This is a genomic window from Variovorax sp. WS11, assembly GCF_010499245.1.
Classification (GTDB): Bacteria; Pseudomonadota; Gammaproteobacteria; order Burkholderiales; family Burkholderiaceae_C; genus Variovorax.
In genome coordinates this window covers 431140-447954 of record NZ_JAAGOW010000004.1, presented here as the reverse complement: position 1 = coordinate 447954, position 16815 = coordinate 431140, and the positions used below count along the sequence as shown (strand labels likewise).

The window sequence follows — 16815 nt, the reverse complement described above, 5'->3', positions numbered from 1 at the left end:
GGAGACACCCCGATCATGAAAGCATTCCGTTCACTTCCCACCCTGTTGGCCGCCGCCTGCCTCGCCATGGCAGCGGCCGCGCACGCCGACGTGCTCGACGACGTCATGAAGGCAAAGAAGATCCGCATCGCAACGGACCTTTCGATCCCGCCCTCAGGCATGCTCAACAAGGACCTCAAGCCGACCGGCTCCGACGTCGAGACCGCTCAGCTGCTCGCCAAGGACTGGGGGCTCGAGCTGGAGTTCGTGCAGACCACTGGCGCGACGCGCATCCCGAACCTGCAGACCGGCAAGGCCGACATCGTGGTCTCCACGCTTTCGGTGACGCCGGAGCGCCAGAAGGTCATCGACTTCTCGAAGCCGTACGCGGCGCTGGTCTCCGTCATCGGCGCGCGCAAGGACCTGGCGATCAAGGACTGGCCCGACCTCAAGGGCAAGTCGGTCACCGTCACGCGCGGCACCACGCAAGACACCGAACTCACGCAACTGGCCAAGGACCGCGACTTCAAGGTGGTGCGCTACGACGACGACGCGACCATGGTCACCGCCGGCGTCAGCGGCCAGGCCGACATCGTTTCCACCTCGGTGACGATCATGAACCAGATCACCGCGAAGAACCCGCAGCGCCCGTTCGAGCAGAAGATCGTGCTGCGCAATCTCGACCTCGCCATCGGCGTCAAGAAAGGCGAGGAGCGCATGGTCGCCAAGCTCAACGAATGGGTCGCGGCCAATCTGCAGAACGGCAAGCTCAACGCCATCTACAAGAAGTTCCACGGCAGCGATCTGCCTGCGAACATGCGTCCCTGAATCATTCACAACCCGAAGAGGAATTCATGCGTCTCGTCATAGGTTCGGACCACGCCGGCTGGGTGCTGAAAGGCGCCGTGGTCGAACACATCAGAAAGCTCGGCCACGAGGTCGTCGACGTCGGCTGCCATGACGACCAGTCGGTCGATTTTCCCGACGTGGCACGCGCGGTGGCCGCGAAGATCGTCGGCGGCGAGGTCGAGCGCGGCATCATGGTGTGCGGCACCGGCGTCGGCGCGTCGATCGCCGCCAACAAGATGAAGGGCATTCGCGCGGCGGTCTGCCACGACGTGCATTCGGCGCACCAGTCGGTCGAGCACGACGACGTGAACGTCATGTGCATCGGCGCGCAGATTGTCGGCCCCTGGCTGGCCGCCGACCTCATCACGTCCTATCTGGGCGCGCGATTCGCGGCAGAAGACGAGGACTTCCGGCGCCGTGTCGAGAAGCTTCACCAGATGGACGCCGAGTCTTGAAGCCCGATCACGCCACGCCCGAGGTCGTGGTATTCGGCAGCCTCAACATGGACCTGGTGCTCCGTGTGCCACGCGTGCCGGATCCCGGGGAAACCTTGCAGGCCCGTTCGTTCATGAGCAATCCAGGCGGCAAGGGAGCCAACCAGGCCGTCGCGTGCGCGCGGCAGGGCGCTCGGGTCGCGATCGTCGGGCGCGTCGGCAACGACGCCTTCGGGCTTGCGCTGAAGGCCTCGCTCGAAGCCGACGGCGTGGATGCTCGACAGGTGGCCACCGATGCAGCGTCGACCGGAGTGGCCTTGATCATGGTCGACGACGGTGCGCAGAACCGCATCGCGCTGAGTCCCGGCGCGAACGCGTCCGTCGGCACCGAAGACATCGGCCGGCTGCGCAGCACGCTCGCGACGGCGCGCATCGTATCGCTGCAACTCGAGGTGCCGATGGCGGCGGTGTGCGAGGCGGCGGCGATCGCGCATGCCGCTGGCTGCACGGTGGTGCTGAATCCTGCTCCCGCTCAGGCGTTGCCCGACACCCTGTTGCCGCTGGTGGGCATCCTCGTAGTGAACGAGACCGAAGCCGCGATGCTGAGCGGCATGACGGTGGGCGACACGGTGAGCGCCGCCTGCGCGGCCGCTGCCCTGCGACAGCGCGGACCTGCTCACGTGATCCTCACAATGGGCGCTCACGGTGTCGTGGTCGCCAACGCTGAGGGCAGCCGCCACTTCGAGGCCCTGTCAGTCCGCGCGGTCGACACCACGGCGGCCGGCGACACCTTCATCGGTGCCCTGTGTGCCGCGCTCGCGAGGAAGGCATCTATCGATGCCGGCATCGCACTCGGCATCCAGGCTGCCGCGCTCAGCGTGACGAAGGCGGGCGCGCAGGCGTCGATGCCGCGTCGGCAAGACCTCGCCGCACTGCCCGCGGTGCCGCCGCCGCGCCCGGTGGTGGCGCGCTGAGACGGTCTGGCGCTGAACATCGGCTTCGTGCGCATGTGCGCACGCCCCCTCAACAGCCTGCCGTTCGTACCGGCCGTGTTGCTGTTGAGATCGGCCGGCTCGTGTGCGCTCAGGCGCCGTGCTCGCCGTCCGCGGTGCGCAACTGCCGGACCGCGCTCGGCGGCACCCCGAACTCCGCCTTGAAGAGGCGACCGCGGCGATAGGCGAGGCGACCGGCCAACTCGGGGCGCTCGGCCGCGAGTTGCGTATCCATTCCGCCTCGATCTCAGTCTTCCACTTCGGCGCGTACAGGCCGGTGACAGCGATGCTTAGCAGCGCGTCGCTGACGCTCACAGGGTAAAGCACGCACGCATCCAGAAGGGCCGTGTACTGTGCGTGCCCGGCCATCAGTAGTCCAAGCCTCACTCATTGGCGTTGTCCGACGGTCGCTGCAACGCAGCCTTCTGGCCCTTGCGCATCCGCTGCTGGTAGGCCATTAGATCCTCAAACGTGATGCGGCGGTGTGTCCCGACCATGCGATGCGGAAGTCGCCCGGCCTCGATCTCGCGAATGACAAAGGGGCGCGATACGTTCAGGTAGTGCGCCGCCTCAACCGTGGTCATCTCGCGCTTACCCGAGACGACCGTCACCGCCTGGCGCTCGCTCAGAGCGCCCAGGACTTCGCCGATCAGCCGCAGTGCCTTGGTCGGCAGTTGGACCGGAGGCAAGTCCCCATCTTCACTGGTGAGCATGATGCTGGCTGCTCGGGAGCGGTCCAATGCCTCGCCGATGCAGCGCTGCGCCGTGCGCGCCATCTCCAACTCCTCTTGCGTCATCTCCGCAGGCTGCTGGCGCCTCGGGCGTTCCAGAGTTGTCATGACACTTCTCTGCACCCCAGCGGCGCTGTGGGCTTTTTCACCGAACACCAACCAGGCCGTCGCCGAGCGTCCCGAGGACGTGAAACCCCTGGTGGGCAGCACGGCGCAGGCCATGCAGGAATGCCTCGCCGCCAGCGGCATCCAGGAAGGGCGCCCTCTTCCGCTGCATTCGCAAGGGAGGTTATCTCGGGGAGTCACCCGCACCGGCGGCCGTGCGCGACATCGTGAAGAAGCGATGTGCGATGGCGGGGGCGGGCTACTTCCGCGCCGAAAAGCTCACTCAACAGCAGGACCAGCTGGATGTTCGGTGAGGGATGAAGCGCCGGACTCACACTCGACGATCTCCGCGGAGCTCGCCGAATACGGACAGACCATCAAGCGCTTTGCCGCACGATCACCTGGTAGCCAAGGTCCACCGAAGAGGAAGGCGGGGATTCACCTCGCATCAGGGCCAATAGCATGCTTGCCGCGGCGGTACCGATCTCCGCGCGCGGCGTGCGCACCGTGGTGAGGGGCGGCAGCATCTGATCGCTGCCGGTCAGGTCGTTGAATCCGGCAATGGCCACGCGCTGCGGCACCGGAATGCCCAGCCGCAAGGCACTCAGGAGCGCACCCTGCGCAAGATCGTCGTTGCACCAAAGACTCGAGCAGTCGACGAAGGGGAGACGACTGCTTCCCCGTCATAGCCGCTGAGAGCAACATGTTCGGCATGGCAACTAAGCCGTCGCTGACCGCCAGCGCAGGCAGGCCTCGGTTCATTCGGCTACTGCGCGAAATGCCGCCTGTACGGCGCGCACCAGGGATGGATGCAGCGTGCCGAGCTTAGGTACCTGGCCGTGGGGCGCCGCAGGCGGCACGGAAAACCAGTCGGTGGTGTAGGGAAGGTCGACGGCCTGCCTCAGATCGAACTTGGTGTCGTAGCTCAACCCGGCTGCCTCGTAAGCAGATGGGTTGCGTTCACGCAGGATCGAGAACTCGCCCCGGTGCAACGTCGTGGTTCGCTGGCTGGTGCCGTAGGCGACCCGCACGTGGAACTGCGGCGCGTCATCATCGAAAACAGCCAAGACCAACGCCGGCCGTGGTTTGGGGCGCGGGTGGATGTCGTCAGGGAAGTGGCACCAGACGATCTCGCCGGCGGTGGGTTCTGCCCACCATGCCGGCATCATGCGGTCTCTGTGTCGAACAGGCTCGACCGCACCGAGCGCTTGCCGCCTTGCGGGAGGCGCTTCTTGATCTGACGCATCTGGACAGCCGTCAGCGGACCGTCGTCCGGTTCGTACTGTGGCAGCATCCTGACCGCCAGTTCGTGCAGCGCCCGGTGAATGGCCTGGGTTTCATCCACACCCAATTGCTCAGCCAGGCGCTTGGCTGTTTCGCGGGTGACGCCAGTGGCGCTATCGACCGTGCGGTAGCGAAATGCGATCTGATTGGCGAGAGTGCGCGAAGGCATGGATGGCGGCCCCTTGAAGATATCTTTAAGATATCCAATTTCTAAGAAGGAGTCAAGCCTCGTGCGCCGCCGCTTCGCGCCGCCATCTCTCATAGCGCGACGTCCGGTCGGTAGGCGGGGACGTCGCCGTACGTCCCCGGCCGTGCCGGAACGGCGCCTGGGTCTTCGACGATGAACACGAGAGCGAATCCGGCTCGAAGGTGACCCGTTGGCCCTCGCCCCAGGGCCTGGACAAGGACGAGCGTGTCATCTAATTGGGCACGTTCTCCAAGACCTTGTTCGGCGAAGTGGGGCTCCACCTGGTGGTTCTGTTGCCGGATGACGCCGATGATGCGGTTATCAGCGCCGCCCTGCCGCTACAGCAGTTCGGACGCCTCGCGAAGCCGCTGTGCGTGCCCGGCCGTAAGTGGTTCAAATCTAGTTCGTTGGTGTTGTCCGACAGGCGCTGCAAAGCGGCATTCTGGCCCCTCGCGCGTCCGCTGCTTGTTGGCCATCAGATCATCAAGAGTGATGCAGCGATGCGTCCCGACCATGCGATGCGGGAGCCGCCCGGCCTCAATCTCGCGAATGACAACGGGCGACACGTTCGGGTCGTGCGCCGCCTCAGCCGTGGTCAGCTCGCGCTTATCCGAGACGTCAGTCACGGCCTGGCGCCTGCTCAGAGCGCCCAAGATCTCGCCGATCAGCCGCAGTGCCTTGATCGGCAGCTGGACGGGGGCAAATCTCCGTCTTCCTCCACGGCTCAGTCGGTACGGCTGGCTGGCAGCACGATGGTCATGAGAAGCCTGCTCTCTTCCAACCCATGCAGGCCATGTGGCACGCCGCCGGCGAGGTACATGACCTGATCGGCCTCCAGCAGCTTCACGCCGCCGGCGAGCTGCACCTCAACCCTTCCTCGCATGCACTGCAAGGTCATCGACGTTGAGACGGCGTGCGTCGGAACCTGTTTGCCGGCCGGCACCACCAGCCACATGATCTCGATGTCCCTGGCCTTCAGGAGTGCGCAGGTCTGCGCCGCCTCCACGTCGAGCGCGCCGAAGTCCACAACCTGACCGGACGATGCGTGGTGAAGTGCCATGCGAGCAGTTTGGCAAGTTGGACGTTCGCTGTCCAGGTGTCGCTCTTGTTGGCAGGAACCGTTTAGCGCGGACACGAGTGTCTCCATCAAGGCCCTGCACCCCCAAGCCATCCTTCGTCCTCCGAAATTTACAGAAGCGACGGCCAAGCGGCCGGGCCGAACGGTCAGGCCCATGCGGTGGCGCCATAGGTCGAACCTATGGAGCAATCCACATTTCGCATTTTTCAGTGGTCGGCCCATCCCGAAGAATCTCCGCTACGTCACGAAACTTTCACAAGCCCGCAAAGACAACCTGCTCATGTCAGATCACGACGGTACCCCCGGCGCATGGAAGATTCGCCCTACTGACTACTTGGCGAGCTGCGCGCCCGCTTACGACATCCCCGCCCGCCCGTTCTCTGTCTACGTGACGATGCGCGACGGCTGTCGCATCGCCGTGGATGTGTATCTTCCCCAGTCGCGCGATGGCGCTGCGACGGTCGAGCGGTTCCCCGCGATCGCCCTCTTCACCCCCTACTACCGCCGCTTTGTCACGACCGATGCAGCCGAGGAGAACAGCCCGAACTGCGGGCGCTATCGCGACTTCTTCGTGCCGCACGGCTATGCGGTGGTGGTGGTCGACGTTCGCGGCACCGGCGCCAGCTTCGGTACCCGCGATGCACTGCGCTCCCCCAAGGAGCGTGAAGACTACCACGAGATCGCCGAGTGGATCGTCCAGCAAGGTTGGAGCGACGGCGTCATCGGCGCGACAGGCATCTCCTATCTCGGTGCGGCCGCCGTGTTCCTGGCCAGCACCGGACACCCTGCTGTGAAGGCAATTGCGCCGCTCTTTGCCGTCACGGACATCTACACCGACCAGCTCTATGTCGGCGGCATGCTCTCTACGGTGTGGACGGGCCGCTATGACGAACTGATGGTCGCACTCGACCAGGATGATCGCCCGGCGCTCGCCAAGTTCGCCTACTACGGCAACCCACGCCTGGCAGGACCACAGCCGGTGGATGAGGACACCGACGGTAGCCAGCTCGCTCAGGCCATCCAGCAGCACCGAAGCAACTGCCGCCTCAACGACCTGGCGCGCGAGATGCCGTTCCAGCACGACGCCGCGCTGCACGATCCGGAACTCACGCTCGACATCTGCAGCCCGGGCTACTACGCGCGCCGGATTCCGGACAGTGTGGCCGTGTATTCCATCTCGGGCTGGTACGACGGCGCGGGCTACAGCAACTCCGCCATCACTCGCTTCCTGACGCTGCCCAAGCACCAGCACCGCCTGTTGCTGGGTCCTTGGGATCATGGCGCACGCAGCAATGTCTCTCCCTGGCGCGAGAACGCCGGCTCCGACTTTCCGCTGCTCGCAGAGGTGCTGCGCTTTTTCGATCACCACCTGCGGGGCATCGACACCGGATTGGAGCGCGAAGCGCCCGTGCACTACTTCACCATTCACGATGAGAAGTGGCAGGCCGCCGATAGGTGGCCACCGGTGAGGCAGGTCCATCGCCTCTATCCTGCGGCGGGCGCAGCGCTGGTGCCTCAACCGCAGGCTTTCGGGAGCGACACCTACCAGGTCGATTTTTCCGCCTCCTCGGGCACGCAGACGCGGCTGGAGCGCTTGGGCGCGGCGGCCGTCGAGAACTACTATCCCGACTGGACCGAGAGGCAGGACGCTCATTTGCGCTACGACAGCGCCCCACTGGAGGCGGCGGCCGAGCTCACGGGCCATGTCGCTGTCCAGTTGCTGTTCGTGTCGTCCGAGAAGGATGCAGCGGCGCATGTCTATCTCACCGAAGTGCTCGCGGATGGCCAATGCCGCTACGTGACCGAGGGCTCCCTGCGCGCGCTGCACCGTGAAGGCCTCTCGCGCTCGCCTGACTACGTGGCCAGTTGGCCGGTCAACTCCTATGACCGGGCCTCGGCCCGCCTGATGACGCCGGGCGAGCCGGCACGGCTGGTCTTCTCGTTGCTCCCTGTGTCCTGGACGTTCGCCCCGGGCAGCCGCATCCGCATTTCGCTGACCGGCAGCGACGCCGGTCACGCGCCGCAGGTCCCGCACGGCAGGCCTCCGCGTCTTGAGATTCTGCGAGGTCCGGATGCCACCTGGTTCGAATTGCCGCTGCGCAACGCCTCCCGCTGAACTGCCCCTTCCACCTTCCCCCGTGCCGCTGACTTGCACCCTTCGAGGAGTACCCGCCATGCTGTCTCTTACCCGCCGCGACCTGCTTGCGACGCTCGCCGTCCCCACTGCCGGCTTCGTCCTGTCGTCGGGTGCCCAAGCGCAAGTCGCTTGGCCGTCACGCCCCGTCAAACTCGTCGTGCCGCAGGGCCCCGGCTCGGGATCCGATGTCGTCGCCCGTCTGCTGAACGATCGCCTGGCGCAACGCCTCGGGCAACCCGTCGTGATCGAGAACAATCCGGCCGCGAACGGGCTTGTCGCGCTCAGCAGCGTTGCCAAGGCCGCGCCCGACGGCTACACCCTGGGACTGGCAGGGGTCTCGCAAATGGCATTCAATCCGGCCCTGTACAAGGACCTGCCCTACAACCCGGCCAAGGACTTCACCTACGTCGCCCCGGTCGTCGACACGCCTTTCGTGCTGGTCACCAGCAACAAGAGCGGCATCAAGACCTTCCCCCAGTTCGTCGAGCAGGCCCGCAAGAAGAACGGCGAACTGAGTTTCGGCAGTGCGGGGATCGGCAACTCCACCCATATCGCCATGGAACTGATCGCTTCGGCGGCGGGCGTGAAGCTTCTGCACGTGCCCTACAAAGGGTCGGCAGCGGCGCTCACGGCGGTGTTGGCGGGCGAGGTGGACGCGATGGTGAGCGTGGTCGGCCCTGCGCTGCCGCAGGTTCAATCCGGCAAGGCCAACGCCGTTGCCGTGCTCGGCGCAGCACGGGTGCCGCAGTGGCCGCAGGTACCCACCATCAAGGAAGCCGGTCTGAACGTCCCCGCCATGCCCGGCTGGTACGCCGTGGTCGGTCCCGCAGGGCTCGATCCGAAGATCGTCTCCACATTCAACGCGGCCTTGCAGCAGGTCATGGCCGATCCCGCTGTCAAGTCCAAGCTGGTCGAGCTCTCGCTGCCGCCGATTCCGGGCGGCGACGCCGAAATCCGCCAACGCGCCGCCTCCGACCTGGCGTACTGGAGTGACTTCATCCGCAAGAACAACATTCGCGTCGAGTGAGAGCCGCCATGAATGCACGCCACCTGGCATCGAGGGTCGCCCTTGCGCTGGCCTGCATCATCCCTACCGCGCAGGCCCAGGCCCCCTACCCTTCCAAACCGGTCAAGCTGATCGTGCCGTTCTCCGCCGGCGGCTCGACCGACCTGGTGGCGCGCCAGATCGCGCAGGAGATGACGGCTCGCACAGGCCAGTCCTTTGTCGTCGACAACAAGCCCGGCGCCGGCAGCACCATCGGCGCCGACTTCGTCGCCAAGGCGCCTGCCGATGGCTACACCCTGCTGCTGGGCACCATCAGCTCGCACGCCACCGCGGTCGGCCTGTACCCGAAGCTGCCCTATGACCCGCTCAAGGATTTCGCGCCCATCACCGAGATCACGGCGATCCCGAACCTGATCGTCGCCAGCCCGCAGAACCCCAGGCTTGCCGACGTCAAGACCCTGGGCGATCTGGTCAAGCTCGCCAAGGCGAAACCAGGTGCGCTCACATACGGCTCCAGCGGATCGGGCAGTTCGAACCATCTCGCGACCGAGCAGCTGATGGCGGCGGCCGGGCTCTCGTTGAACCACATTCCCTACAAGGGGTCGGGTCCGGCGCTCAGCGACGTTGCGGCCGGGCATACCGACCTGATGCTCGACGTCGTGCTCTCGTCGTTGCCGCAGATCAAGGCTGGCCGGCTGAAGGCCCTGGGCATCACCAGCCTCCAGCGCTCGCCCCTGCTGCCCGATGTGCCGACCGTGGCAGAACAGGGCTACCCCGGCTTCGAGATGCTGGGCTGGTATGGCTTGTTCGCGCCGGCCGGCACGCCGCCGGCGGTGCTGGAGCGGCTCAGCCAGGATTTCACGGCCGTGCTACGCAGCGACAAGATGCGCACCACCCTGGAATCCCAGGGTGGCCCGGCGATCGCCAGCACACCGGCCGAGTTCGCCGCGCTCATTCGCAGCGAGATCACACGCTGGAAGAAGGTGGTCGAACAGGCGGGCGTCAAGCCGGAATGACGTCCCCATGACCACCGCCCTCGAGACGATCCGCTCGGTCGGCACGGAGGCCTTGCCGGTGTTCGTCGAAGCGATGCGCAGCGCCGATCCGACGCTGGCGCTGTTCCGTGCACTCGACGAAGGCCTGGCGCGGTCGCCGGGTCACCGACTGCTGACCGTTCTGATCTATTTTCGCGACAAGGGCGAGTCGCAGCGTGCCTACAGCAGCCGACCCGTCGACTACCCCGTGGGCGGGCGCAAGACGCTGGGGCAGGCGCCGCGCATGCGACACGTACTGGCCACCGCCGAGCCTTTCATCGGACGCACGCGGCAGGACATCATCGACAACTACCCGGACCACCAGAGACTGCTCGCGATGGGCTGTGAAAGCATCGTGAACATGCCGGTGCGCTGGGGATCCGAAGTGCTGGGTACCGTCAACCTGCTGGACGCCGAGGGGCGCTACGGGCCGGCCGATCTTCCCCGGATCGAGGCTTGGGCACAGCTCGTCTCGCCGGCCTTTCTCGCGGCGGTTCTGCAGCGCTGAGAAGGCGAACGCCCTGCCACCGCCCTTGCGCGACCTCGTCCTCGATCACGCGCAGCAGCATCTCGCGCACGGATTGGACGGCAGGGCTGCGCGCTGCGGAAACGGACAGGCTCAACGACAGTTCACGCACGAGCGGCCTCTCGGCGATCGGAACGCCCCGGACGCGACCGTGGTGCTGCGCGAGTGCGAACGCGGCCGTTGGCAACACCGTCGCGCCCAAGCCGCGTTCGACGGCCAGGACAAGGATCTCCACGGCGCTCGTCTCCGCGACCAGCCTGAAGCTCAGGTGCCGTTCATTGAAGAGGCGCTCGGTCGCCACCCTGACGGAATTGGGGTGGGTCGGCAGCAGCAGCGGCAGCGCCGCCAGCGCCGTCACGCTCAGCGTGCGCGGTGTGCGGTGCGCAGGCGCCAGCACCGCAAACAGCTCTTCTTCGAGGACGGGCTCGATCCGCAACCGCGCATCCGCGCGCGCGTTCATGGTGACGGCAAGCGCCAGCCTGTCCTGGGCGACCTGGGCGACCAAATCACCACTGGACGCCTCCACCAGTTCCAGCTCGATCAATGGGTAGCGTTCCTGGAGGCAGGCCAGCAACGGGGCCGCAACGATGCGCGACGTGCTGGTCGGGAAACCAATCGCCACACGCCCGGACGGGGCCTCGCTTTCGCGCCGAATGGCTGAGTGCGCGTCATCGAACTGGCGCAGAATCGTCTTGGCATGCCGGTAGAGCAACTCGCCCATGGTCGTCGCTCGGGTGCCATGCACGCTGCGCTCCAACAGGCTGACCCCGAGCTCGGACTCCAGATTGCTCATGTGCTGGCTCAGCGATGGTTGCGCAATGAAAAGTGCTTCCGCCGCTGCTGTAATGTTCCTGAGTTCGACCACCTTGACGAAGTACCTGAGGTGCCGGATGTCCATAGGGCGATGCGCGGCGTGCAGCGCGCCGCAAGAATGAAAAAAGCCATTCTGGAGCAGTTGCTGACTTCAGCAGTACTTTGATATCGCCGCCTGCAGGTCTTCGACAAGCTGGCTGATTGCACCGATGCGCTGCAGCGAGGTACCTCAGGCTCTGCGGGGCGACGTGCTGCACCTGCGACCGAAGGCGGCGGCGGTCCATCTCTTCGACGCAGGCAGCGGGGTGCGCATGGTGGCGTCCTTCGACGCATGATTCATTTCAATCCCCGGTGCCAAAATCCAGCAGCACCTTGCAGCTGTAGCGCGGGTTCTTCTCCGCAATATCGAAGGCACCCGTCACATCGCGGAAGTCGACCTTGTGGCTGATGATGCGGCCCGGGTCCACCAGGCCCTGCTGGATCCAGTCGATGACCTTGGGGAACATCGCGCAGTTCAGCCGCGAGGCGTACAGCGTCAGCTCCTTCTTGGTCAGCTCCTGCTGCGGGATTGCCGAGGGCGTGCCGGAGAAGCCCAGCACGCCGATGCGGCCGGCCGGTGCAGCGATGCGCACCGCCTCTTCCAGGATCGCGGGGTGGCACACGGCGTCGTAGATCAGTGTCGGGCCGCATTCCACGCCGCGCCTGGCCAGCGCCTCGGCCAGCGGCTCGCGCTGGGTATTGATGATCTCGTCCTGCGCCGCGCCGCACGTGAGCGCCAGCGCCAGCCGCTCGTCGAAGTGGTCCGTGATGAAAGCGCGGATGCCGTACACCTTCTTGAGCACCTGCATCAGGTTCAGGCCGACCGGCCCGGCGCCGTAGATCAGCGCCACGTCGCTGGGAAACACGCCGGTGCGGCTGGTCACGTTGGCCGCCACCGCGAAAGGCTCGATCACCGATGCGCTGGTGTCGGCCAGGCCCTTGGGCACCACGTAGGCATTCTTCTCCGGCGCGCAGGCGTACTGGCTGAAGCCGCCGTCGCGGTGCACGCCGATCACCTGCAGCCTGCTGCAGACGTTCTGCCGCCCGATCAGGCAGGCGTGGCACTGGCCGCAGCTGATCACCGGGTCCACCACCACGGTCTGGCCGATGCGTGCGGCGTCGACGCCGGCACCCACCGATTCGATGCGGCCGACAAACTCGTGCCCGATCACGCGCGGGTACGACACGAACGGGTTGTGGCCGTGGAAGATGTGCAGGTCCGATCCACAGATCCCGGCATAGCGCACGCGCACGCGCACCTCGCCAGCCTGCGGCTCGGGCATGGGCCGCTCTTGCACGGCCATGCTGTTGGGTTGATCGACGACGACGCTCAGCATGATGTCGGTTTCCTGTAGATGAAAATAGTGCGGTGCGGTGCGGTGCGGTGCGGTGCGGTGAGCGCCCTCACCAGTTCCACATCGAGCCGTCGCGCAGCCGCGCGACCGGCAGGTAGGCGCGCTCGTACGGGTACTTGGCGGCCAGGGCCTCGTCGATGTCGACACCCAGCCCGGGCACCTCGTCCATCACCAGGTAGCCGTCCTCGAAACGGTAGTTGTGCGGGAACACCTCGTCGGTGAGTTCGCTGTGCGGCATCAACTCCTGCACGCCGAAGTTGGGCACCCACAGTCCGAAGTTGACGGCTGCCGCCATGCACACCGGCGACAGGTCGGTCGCGCCGTGAAAGCCCGTGCGCACCTGGTACATCGCCGCGTAGTCGGCGATGCGCCGCACGTGCGTGATGCCACCGGCGTGGACGATGGTCGAGCGGATGTAGTCGATCAGCTGCTCGCGGATCAGGTGGTTGCAGTCCCAGATCGAGTTGAACACCTCGCCCACCGCCAGCGGGGTGGTGGTGTGCTGTCGGATCAGACGGAAGGCCTCCTGGTTTTCGGCCGGGGTGGCGTCCTCGATCCAGAACAGGCTGTAGGGCTCGAGCTCCTTGCCGAGCCGGCCGGCCTCGATCGGCGTCAGGCGGTGGTGCGCATCGTGCAGCAGGTGCACGTCGGCGCCGGCCGCTTCGCGCACCTTGCGGAACAGCTCGGGCGTGTGGCGCAGGTACAGCGCGGTGTCCCACGGCTCCTCGGGCGGCAGGCCCTTCTCGGCCGGCTCGTAGTAGCCCTGCGTCTTGCCCACGCCGTAGGTCTTTTCCAGGCCCGGCACGCCGGACTGCACGCGGATGGCCTTGTAGCCCTCCTCCTTGTGCTTGAGCACCGCCTCGATCGCCTCGGCATGGTCGCGCCCATTGGCGTGACCGTAGACCATCAGGCCCTCGCGACTCTTGCCGCCGAGCAACTGGTACACCGGCATGTTCGCCAGCTTGCCCTTGATGTCCCACAGCGCCATGTCGATGGCGGCGATGGCGGTCATCGTGACCGGCCCGCGCCGCCAGTAGGCACCCCGGTAGAGGTACTGCCAGATGTCCTCGATGTTGCGCGGGTCGCGGCCGATCAGGCAGGGAATGACGTGCTCGTCGAGGTAGGACTTGACCGCCAGCTCGCGGCCGTTGAGCGTGGCGTCGCCCAGGCCGTACGCGCCTTCGTCGGTGATCACCTTGACGGTGACGAAGTTGCGGCCGGGGCAGGTGACGATGGTGTCGATGCGTTCGATCTTCAAGGCAGTCTCCAGGGGAAGGTGGGTCGAGGCAGGCAGGCCGGCTGGCGTCAGCGCCGGGGGTCAGTGCCTGCCAACGGGTTTCAGGCCTACAGGAAGCCGATCGAGAACCAGGGCACGAAGACCAGCAGCAGCAGTGCGACGAACAGCGCGGCCATGTGCGGCCAGACGCGCGGCATCGCCACGTCGGGCGAGACCCGGCCGATGGCACAGGCCGCATAGAAGCCGACCCCAAAGGGCGGCGCGAACAGTCCCAGTCCCATGGCGAAGATCACCACCATCGCGTAGTGCACCTCGTTCACCCCGACCAGCTTGGCAATCGGGAACAAGAGCGGGCCAAACAGCACGATCGCCGGGATGCCTTCCAGCAGGCTGCCCAGCACCACGAAGGCCAGCGCCGACACCAGCAGGAAGCCCAGCTTGCCGCCCGGCACGGCGGTCATGATCTTGACCAGGTCCTGCGCGAAGCCGGACTGCGTCAGCGCCCAGGCCATCGCCGTGGCGCAGCCGACGATCAGCAGGATCGCGCCCGACAGCGAGGCCGTGTCCAGCAGCATCGGGTAGATGCGGCGCCAGTCGAACTGGCGGTAGATGAAGATGCCGGCCAGCACCGTGTAGAACACGCCGATGGTCGAGACCTCGGTCGCGGTGGCCACGCCCTCCACCACCGCAGTGCGGATGATCACCGGCAGCAGCAGCGCCGGCAGCGACACCAGCAGCAGCTTGCCGATCTCCTTGCCGGAGGCGCGCTTGACGCCGCTCATGTCCTCCCGGCGCGTCTGCCACCACACCACGATGGCCATCAGCAACAGGCCGACCACCGCCGGCATCAGGCCGCCGATGAAGAGAGCCGTGATCGAAACGCCGGTCACCGAGCCGACCGTGATCAGCACGATGCTCGGCGGAATCGTCTCGGACATGGCGCCCGAGGCCGACAGCAGCCCGATCAGGTCGCCGTCCTTGCTGCCGCGCTTCTTCATCTCGGGAAACAGCGCCGGTGCCACCGCCGCCATGTCGGCCGCCTTGGCGCCCGAGATGCCCGAGACGATGTACATCGCGCCCAGCAGCACGTACTGCAGGCCGCCGCGCACGTGGCCGATCAGGCCGACGAGGAAGTTGATCATGGCGCGCGCCAGCCCGGTCATCTCGATCAGTGCGCCGAGGAACACGAACAGCGGCACCGCCAGCAGGATCAGGTGCGACATGCCCTCCTGCATGCGGTTGGGCATGATCGACATCGGGTTGGTGGTGGAGAACGCGAGGTACGACATGGTCGCGAGCCCGAAGGCGAACGCGATCGGCACACCCATCACGATGCAGGACACCAGCATCACCAGGAAGAAGATCACCAGGTTGATGTTGCCCAGGCTCGAGAGCACCGGCGTCAGCAGCCACAGCGCTGCGCCGCCCAGCGCCACTGCGCCGCCGGTCAGCGCGACCTGCTTCCAGCTCGCGTTCTCGACCCAGCGCGTGACGGCCGTGGCCAGCATCAGCACGGCGCCCGCAAAGACCGCACCGGCGCGCCAGCCCTCGCTGAGGCCCAGTACCGGCGTCGAGACCTCGATCTCCTCATGCCAGTGCTCCCAGGCCGGCACGCACAGCATGACCAGAAAGGCCACCACCAGGCTCATGCCCAGCGCATCCACCCAGGCGCGCGTATTCGGCACCAGGTCCTTGACGAAGGTCGTCAGGTGCATGTGGGCGGCGCGCCGCAGCGCGATGCAGGAACCGAGCATCGCCAGCCACAGGAACAGGATGCTGGCGAGCTCGTCGGTCCAGGTGAGCGGTGCGTGCAACGCATAGCGCGCGAAGGCGCCGCCGCCCAGGATGAAGATTTCCGCGACGACGATGGCCGCGGCCGGAACCTCGGTCACCCAGCCCAGCAGGCGGTCGAACCAGCGCGTCGACGATGGGGAGATCTCGAGGGGGTCTGCCGTGTGTTCCATGGATCACTCATCCGGTCGGTGCAACGGCGGCTCAGACCAGCTTGCCGGAGTACTTCTCCAGCTTGGCCCAGACCTCGTCGCCGTACTTCCCTTTCCACTCGGTGTAGAAGCCGGCGCTCTTGAGCAGCTCGCGGAATGGTGCGGGATCGGGCTTGTTGAAGGTGACGCCCAGTTTGGTGAGCTGCGCTTGCGCGTCGGCGTTGAGCTTGGCGATGTCCTCGCGCTGCTTCAGGGCTGCTTCGTTCAAATGCTTGGCGAGCGAGGCCTGCACTTCCTTGGGCAGCGCGTTCAGCTTCTTGGCGTTGCCGAAGATGAAGTGGCCGTCCCAGGTGTGGCCGGTGAGCGAACAGAACTTCTGCACCTCGAACAGCTTGGCGCTCTGGATCAGCGCCAGCGGGTTTTCCTGGCCGTCGACCACCTTGGTCTGCAGCGCCGAGTACAGCTCGCCGAACGGGATGGCCGTGGGAGAGGCGCCGAGCGCCTTGAACATCGAGATCCAAAGCGGGATGCCCGGCACGCGGATCTTGAAGCCCTTCAGATCGTCCGGCGTGTTGATCGCCTTGGTGGCCGAAGTGATGTTGCGGTAGCCGTTGTCCAGCACCTTTTCGTAGGCCAGCAGGTTGACCTTGGCCAGCGCGCCGCGCACGTGGGCGCCCAGCTCGCCGTCCATCGCAGCCCACACCGTGGCGTAGTCCTTGAAGGCGAAAGCCACGCCGTTGATGCCGGCGGTGGGCACCAGCGTCTGCAGATTGGTCCCGGCGGTGGACATGATGTCGATGGCCCCGGCGCGGGTCTGCGAGATCATGTCGGGCTCGCTGCCGAGCTGGCTGGTCGGATAGACCTGCAGGTCGACCTTGCCGCCGGTGTCTTTCTTGATCGCCTCGGCCGCCTCCTTGATGCGCAGCGTGCCAGGGTGGTCGGCCGGGAAGGCAGTGCCGTACTTCAGCTTGATCTCGCTCTGCGCGAGGGCGAAGCGCGGCAAGGCGGCCGCGGCGCCGGTGACGGCGATGGCCTGGGCGAACTGGCGGCGGGTGGGGGCGAAGCGCATGGGGAGTCTCCGGTGGG

18 protein-coding genes and 1 pseudogene are annotated in these 16815 nt (G+C 66.2%); 7 read left to right on the top strand and 12 right to left on the bottom strand.

What is annotated here, in order from left to right:
* Positions 1–66: 66 nt before the first annotated feature.
* The 3 genes from GXN78_RS31500 to rbsK are packed head-to-tail and all read left to right on the top strand — an operon-like array spanning position 67 to position 2236.
* Positions 67–807 (top strand): transporter substrate-binding domain-containing protein, encoded by a 741-nt coding sequence (locus tag GXN78_RS31500; RefSeq protein WP_239143055.1) that lies wholly within the window; start codon positions 67–69, stop codon positions 805–807.
* 26 nt (positions 808–833) lie between these two features.
* Positions 834–1283 (top strand): ribose 5-phosphate isomerase B, encoded by a 450-nt coding sequence (rpiB, locus tag GXN78_RS31495; protein ID WP_106559938.1) that lies wholly within the window; start codon positions 834–836, stop codon positions 1281–1283.
* Complete coding sequence (gene rbsK, locus GXN78_RS31490; RefSeq protein ID WP_106559937.1) at positions 1280–2236, top strand: ribokinase; 957 nt, start codon at positions 1280–1282, stop codon at positions 2234–2236. Before rpiB ends, rbsK begins: the two co-directional genes overlap by 4 nt.
* Before the next feature lie 109 nt (positions 2237–2345).
* On the opposite strand, the gene GXN78_RS31485 is transcribed toward rbsK, so the two are convergent.
* The 7 genes and pseudogenes from GXN78_RS31485 to GXN78_RS31455 all read right to left on the bottom strand — a co-directional run bounded on the left by GXN78_RS31485 (position 2346) and on the right by GXN78_RS31455 (position 5708).
* Positions 2346–2489 carry a hypothetical protein gene (locus GXN78_RS31485; RefSeq protein ID WP_164255996.1) on the bottom strand — a complete coding sequence of 48 codons (144 nt, stop codon included), beginning with the start codon at positions 2487–2489 and terminating at the stop codon, positions 2346–2348.
* 148 nt (positions 2490–2637) lie between these two features.
* Entirely contained in the window at positions 2638–3207 is a 570-nt protein-coding gene (locus GXN78_RS31480; RefSeq protein ID WP_343231040.1) for a helix-turn-helix domain-containing protein, read from the bottom strand.
* Between the two features lie 260 nt (positions 3208–3467).
* A pseudogene (locus GXN78_RS31475) lies at positions 3468–3731 on the bottom strand (substrate-binding domain-containing protein); the annotation flags it as partial.
* Between the two features lie 117 nt (positions 3732–3848).
* Positions 3849–4259: a hypothetical protein gene (locus GXN78_RS31470; RefSeq protein ID WP_106559934.1), complete on the bottom strand. Its 411-nt coding sequence runs from the start codon at positions 4257–4259 to the stop codon at positions 3849–3851.
* Complete coding sequence (locus GXN78_RS31465) at positions 4256–4543, bottom strand: hypothetical protein (protein WP_106559953.1); 288 nt, start codon at positions 4541–4543, stop codon at positions 4256–4258. The genes GXN78_RS31470 and GXN78_RS31465 overlap by 4 nt, the downstream gene beginning before the upstream one ends.
* A 356-nt stretch (positions 4544–4899) precedes the next feature.
* The gene (locus tag GXN78_RS31460) at positions 4900–5187 is read right to left on the bottom strand and encodes a hypothetical protein (protein ID WP_146163156.1); all 288 of its coding nucleotides are present in this window, start codon (positions 5185–5187) and stop codon (positions 4900–4902) included.
* 98 nt (positions 5188–5285) lie between these two features.
* Positions 5286–5708 carry a hypothetical protein gene (locus tag GXN78_RS31455; protein WP_239143041.1) on the bottom strand — a complete coding sequence of 141 codons (423 nt, stop codon included), beginning with the start codon at positions 5706–5708 and terminating at the stop codon, positions 5286–5288.
* Between the two features lie 211 nt (positions 5709–5919).
* On the opposite strand from GXN78_RS31455, the gene GXN78_RS31450 reads away from it, so the two are divergent.
* Genes GXN78_RS31450 through GXN78_RS31435 form a run of 4 tightly spaced genes read left to right on the top strand, consistent with a single transcriptional unit; the run spans position 5920 to position 10324 of the window.
* The gene (locus tag GXN78_RS31450; RefSeq protein WP_106559931.1) at positions 5920–7755 is read left to right on the top strand and encodes a CocE/NonD family hydrolase; all 1836 of its coding nucleotides are present in this window, start codon (positions 5920–5922) and stop codon (positions 7753–7755) included.
* Between the two features lie 58 nt (positions 7756–7813).
* A complete protein-coding gene (locus GXN78_RS31445) occupies positions 7814–8803 on the top strand; it encodes a tripartite tricarboxylate transporter substrate binding protein (protein ID WP_106559930.1) in 990 nt (329 codons plus the stop codon).
* Positions 8804–8811: 8 nt separating this feature from the next.
* Entirely contained in the window at positions 8812–9798 is a 987-nt protein-coding gene (locus tag GXN78_RS31440) for a tripartite tricarboxylate transporter substrate binding protein (protein WP_239143040.1), read from the top strand.
* A 7-nt stretch (positions 9799–9805) separates the two neighbouring features.
* Positions 9806–10324: a GAF domain-containing protein gene (locus tag GXN78_RS31435; protein WP_106559928.1), complete on the top strand. Its 519-nt coding sequence runs from the start codon at positions 9806–9808 to the stop codon at positions 10322–10324.
* Here the strand turns inward: GXN78_RS31435 and GXN78_RS31430 are convergent.
* The 5 genes from GXN78_RS31430 to GXN78_RS31410 all read right to left on the bottom strand — a co-directional run bounded on the left by GXN78_RS31430 (position 10215) and on the right by GXN78_RS31410 (position 16798).
* Positions 10215–11240, bottom strand: coding sequence for a LysR substrate-binding domain-containing protein (locus tag GXN78_RS31430; RefSeq protein WP_106559927.1), 1026 nt, complete (start codon positions 11238–11240; stop codon positions 10215–10217). The genes GXN78_RS31435 and GXN78_RS31430 overlap by 110 nt on opposite strands.
* Positions 11241–11496: 256 nt before the next feature.
* Complete coding sequence (locus tag GXN78_RS31425) at positions 11497–12531, bottom strand: Zn-dependent oxidoreductase (RefSeq protein ID WP_106559926.1); 1035 nt, start codon at positions 12529–12531, stop codon at positions 11497–11499.
* 67 nt (positions 12532–12598) lie between these two features.
* Complete coding sequence (gene manD / locus GXN78_RS31420) at positions 12599–13807, bottom strand: D-mannonate dehydratase ManD (protein ID WP_106559925.1); 1209 nt, start codon at positions 13805–13807, stop codon at positions 12599–12601.
* An 86-nt stretch (positions 13808–13893) separates the two neighbouring features.
* Positions 13894–15750, bottom strand: coding sequence for a TRAP transporter large permease subunit (locus GXN78_RS31415; RefSeq protein ID WP_106559924.1), 1857 nt, complete (start codon positions 15748–15750; stop codon positions 13894–13896).
* A gap of 31 nt (positions 15751–15781) precedes the next feature.
* Positions 15782–16798, bottom strand: coding sequence for a TRAP transporter substrate-binding protein (locus tag GXN78_RS31410; RefSeq protein ID WP_106559923.1), 1017 nt, complete (start codon positions 16796–16798; stop codon positions 15782–15784).
* Between the last annotated feature and the right edge of the window lie 17 nt (positions 16799–16815).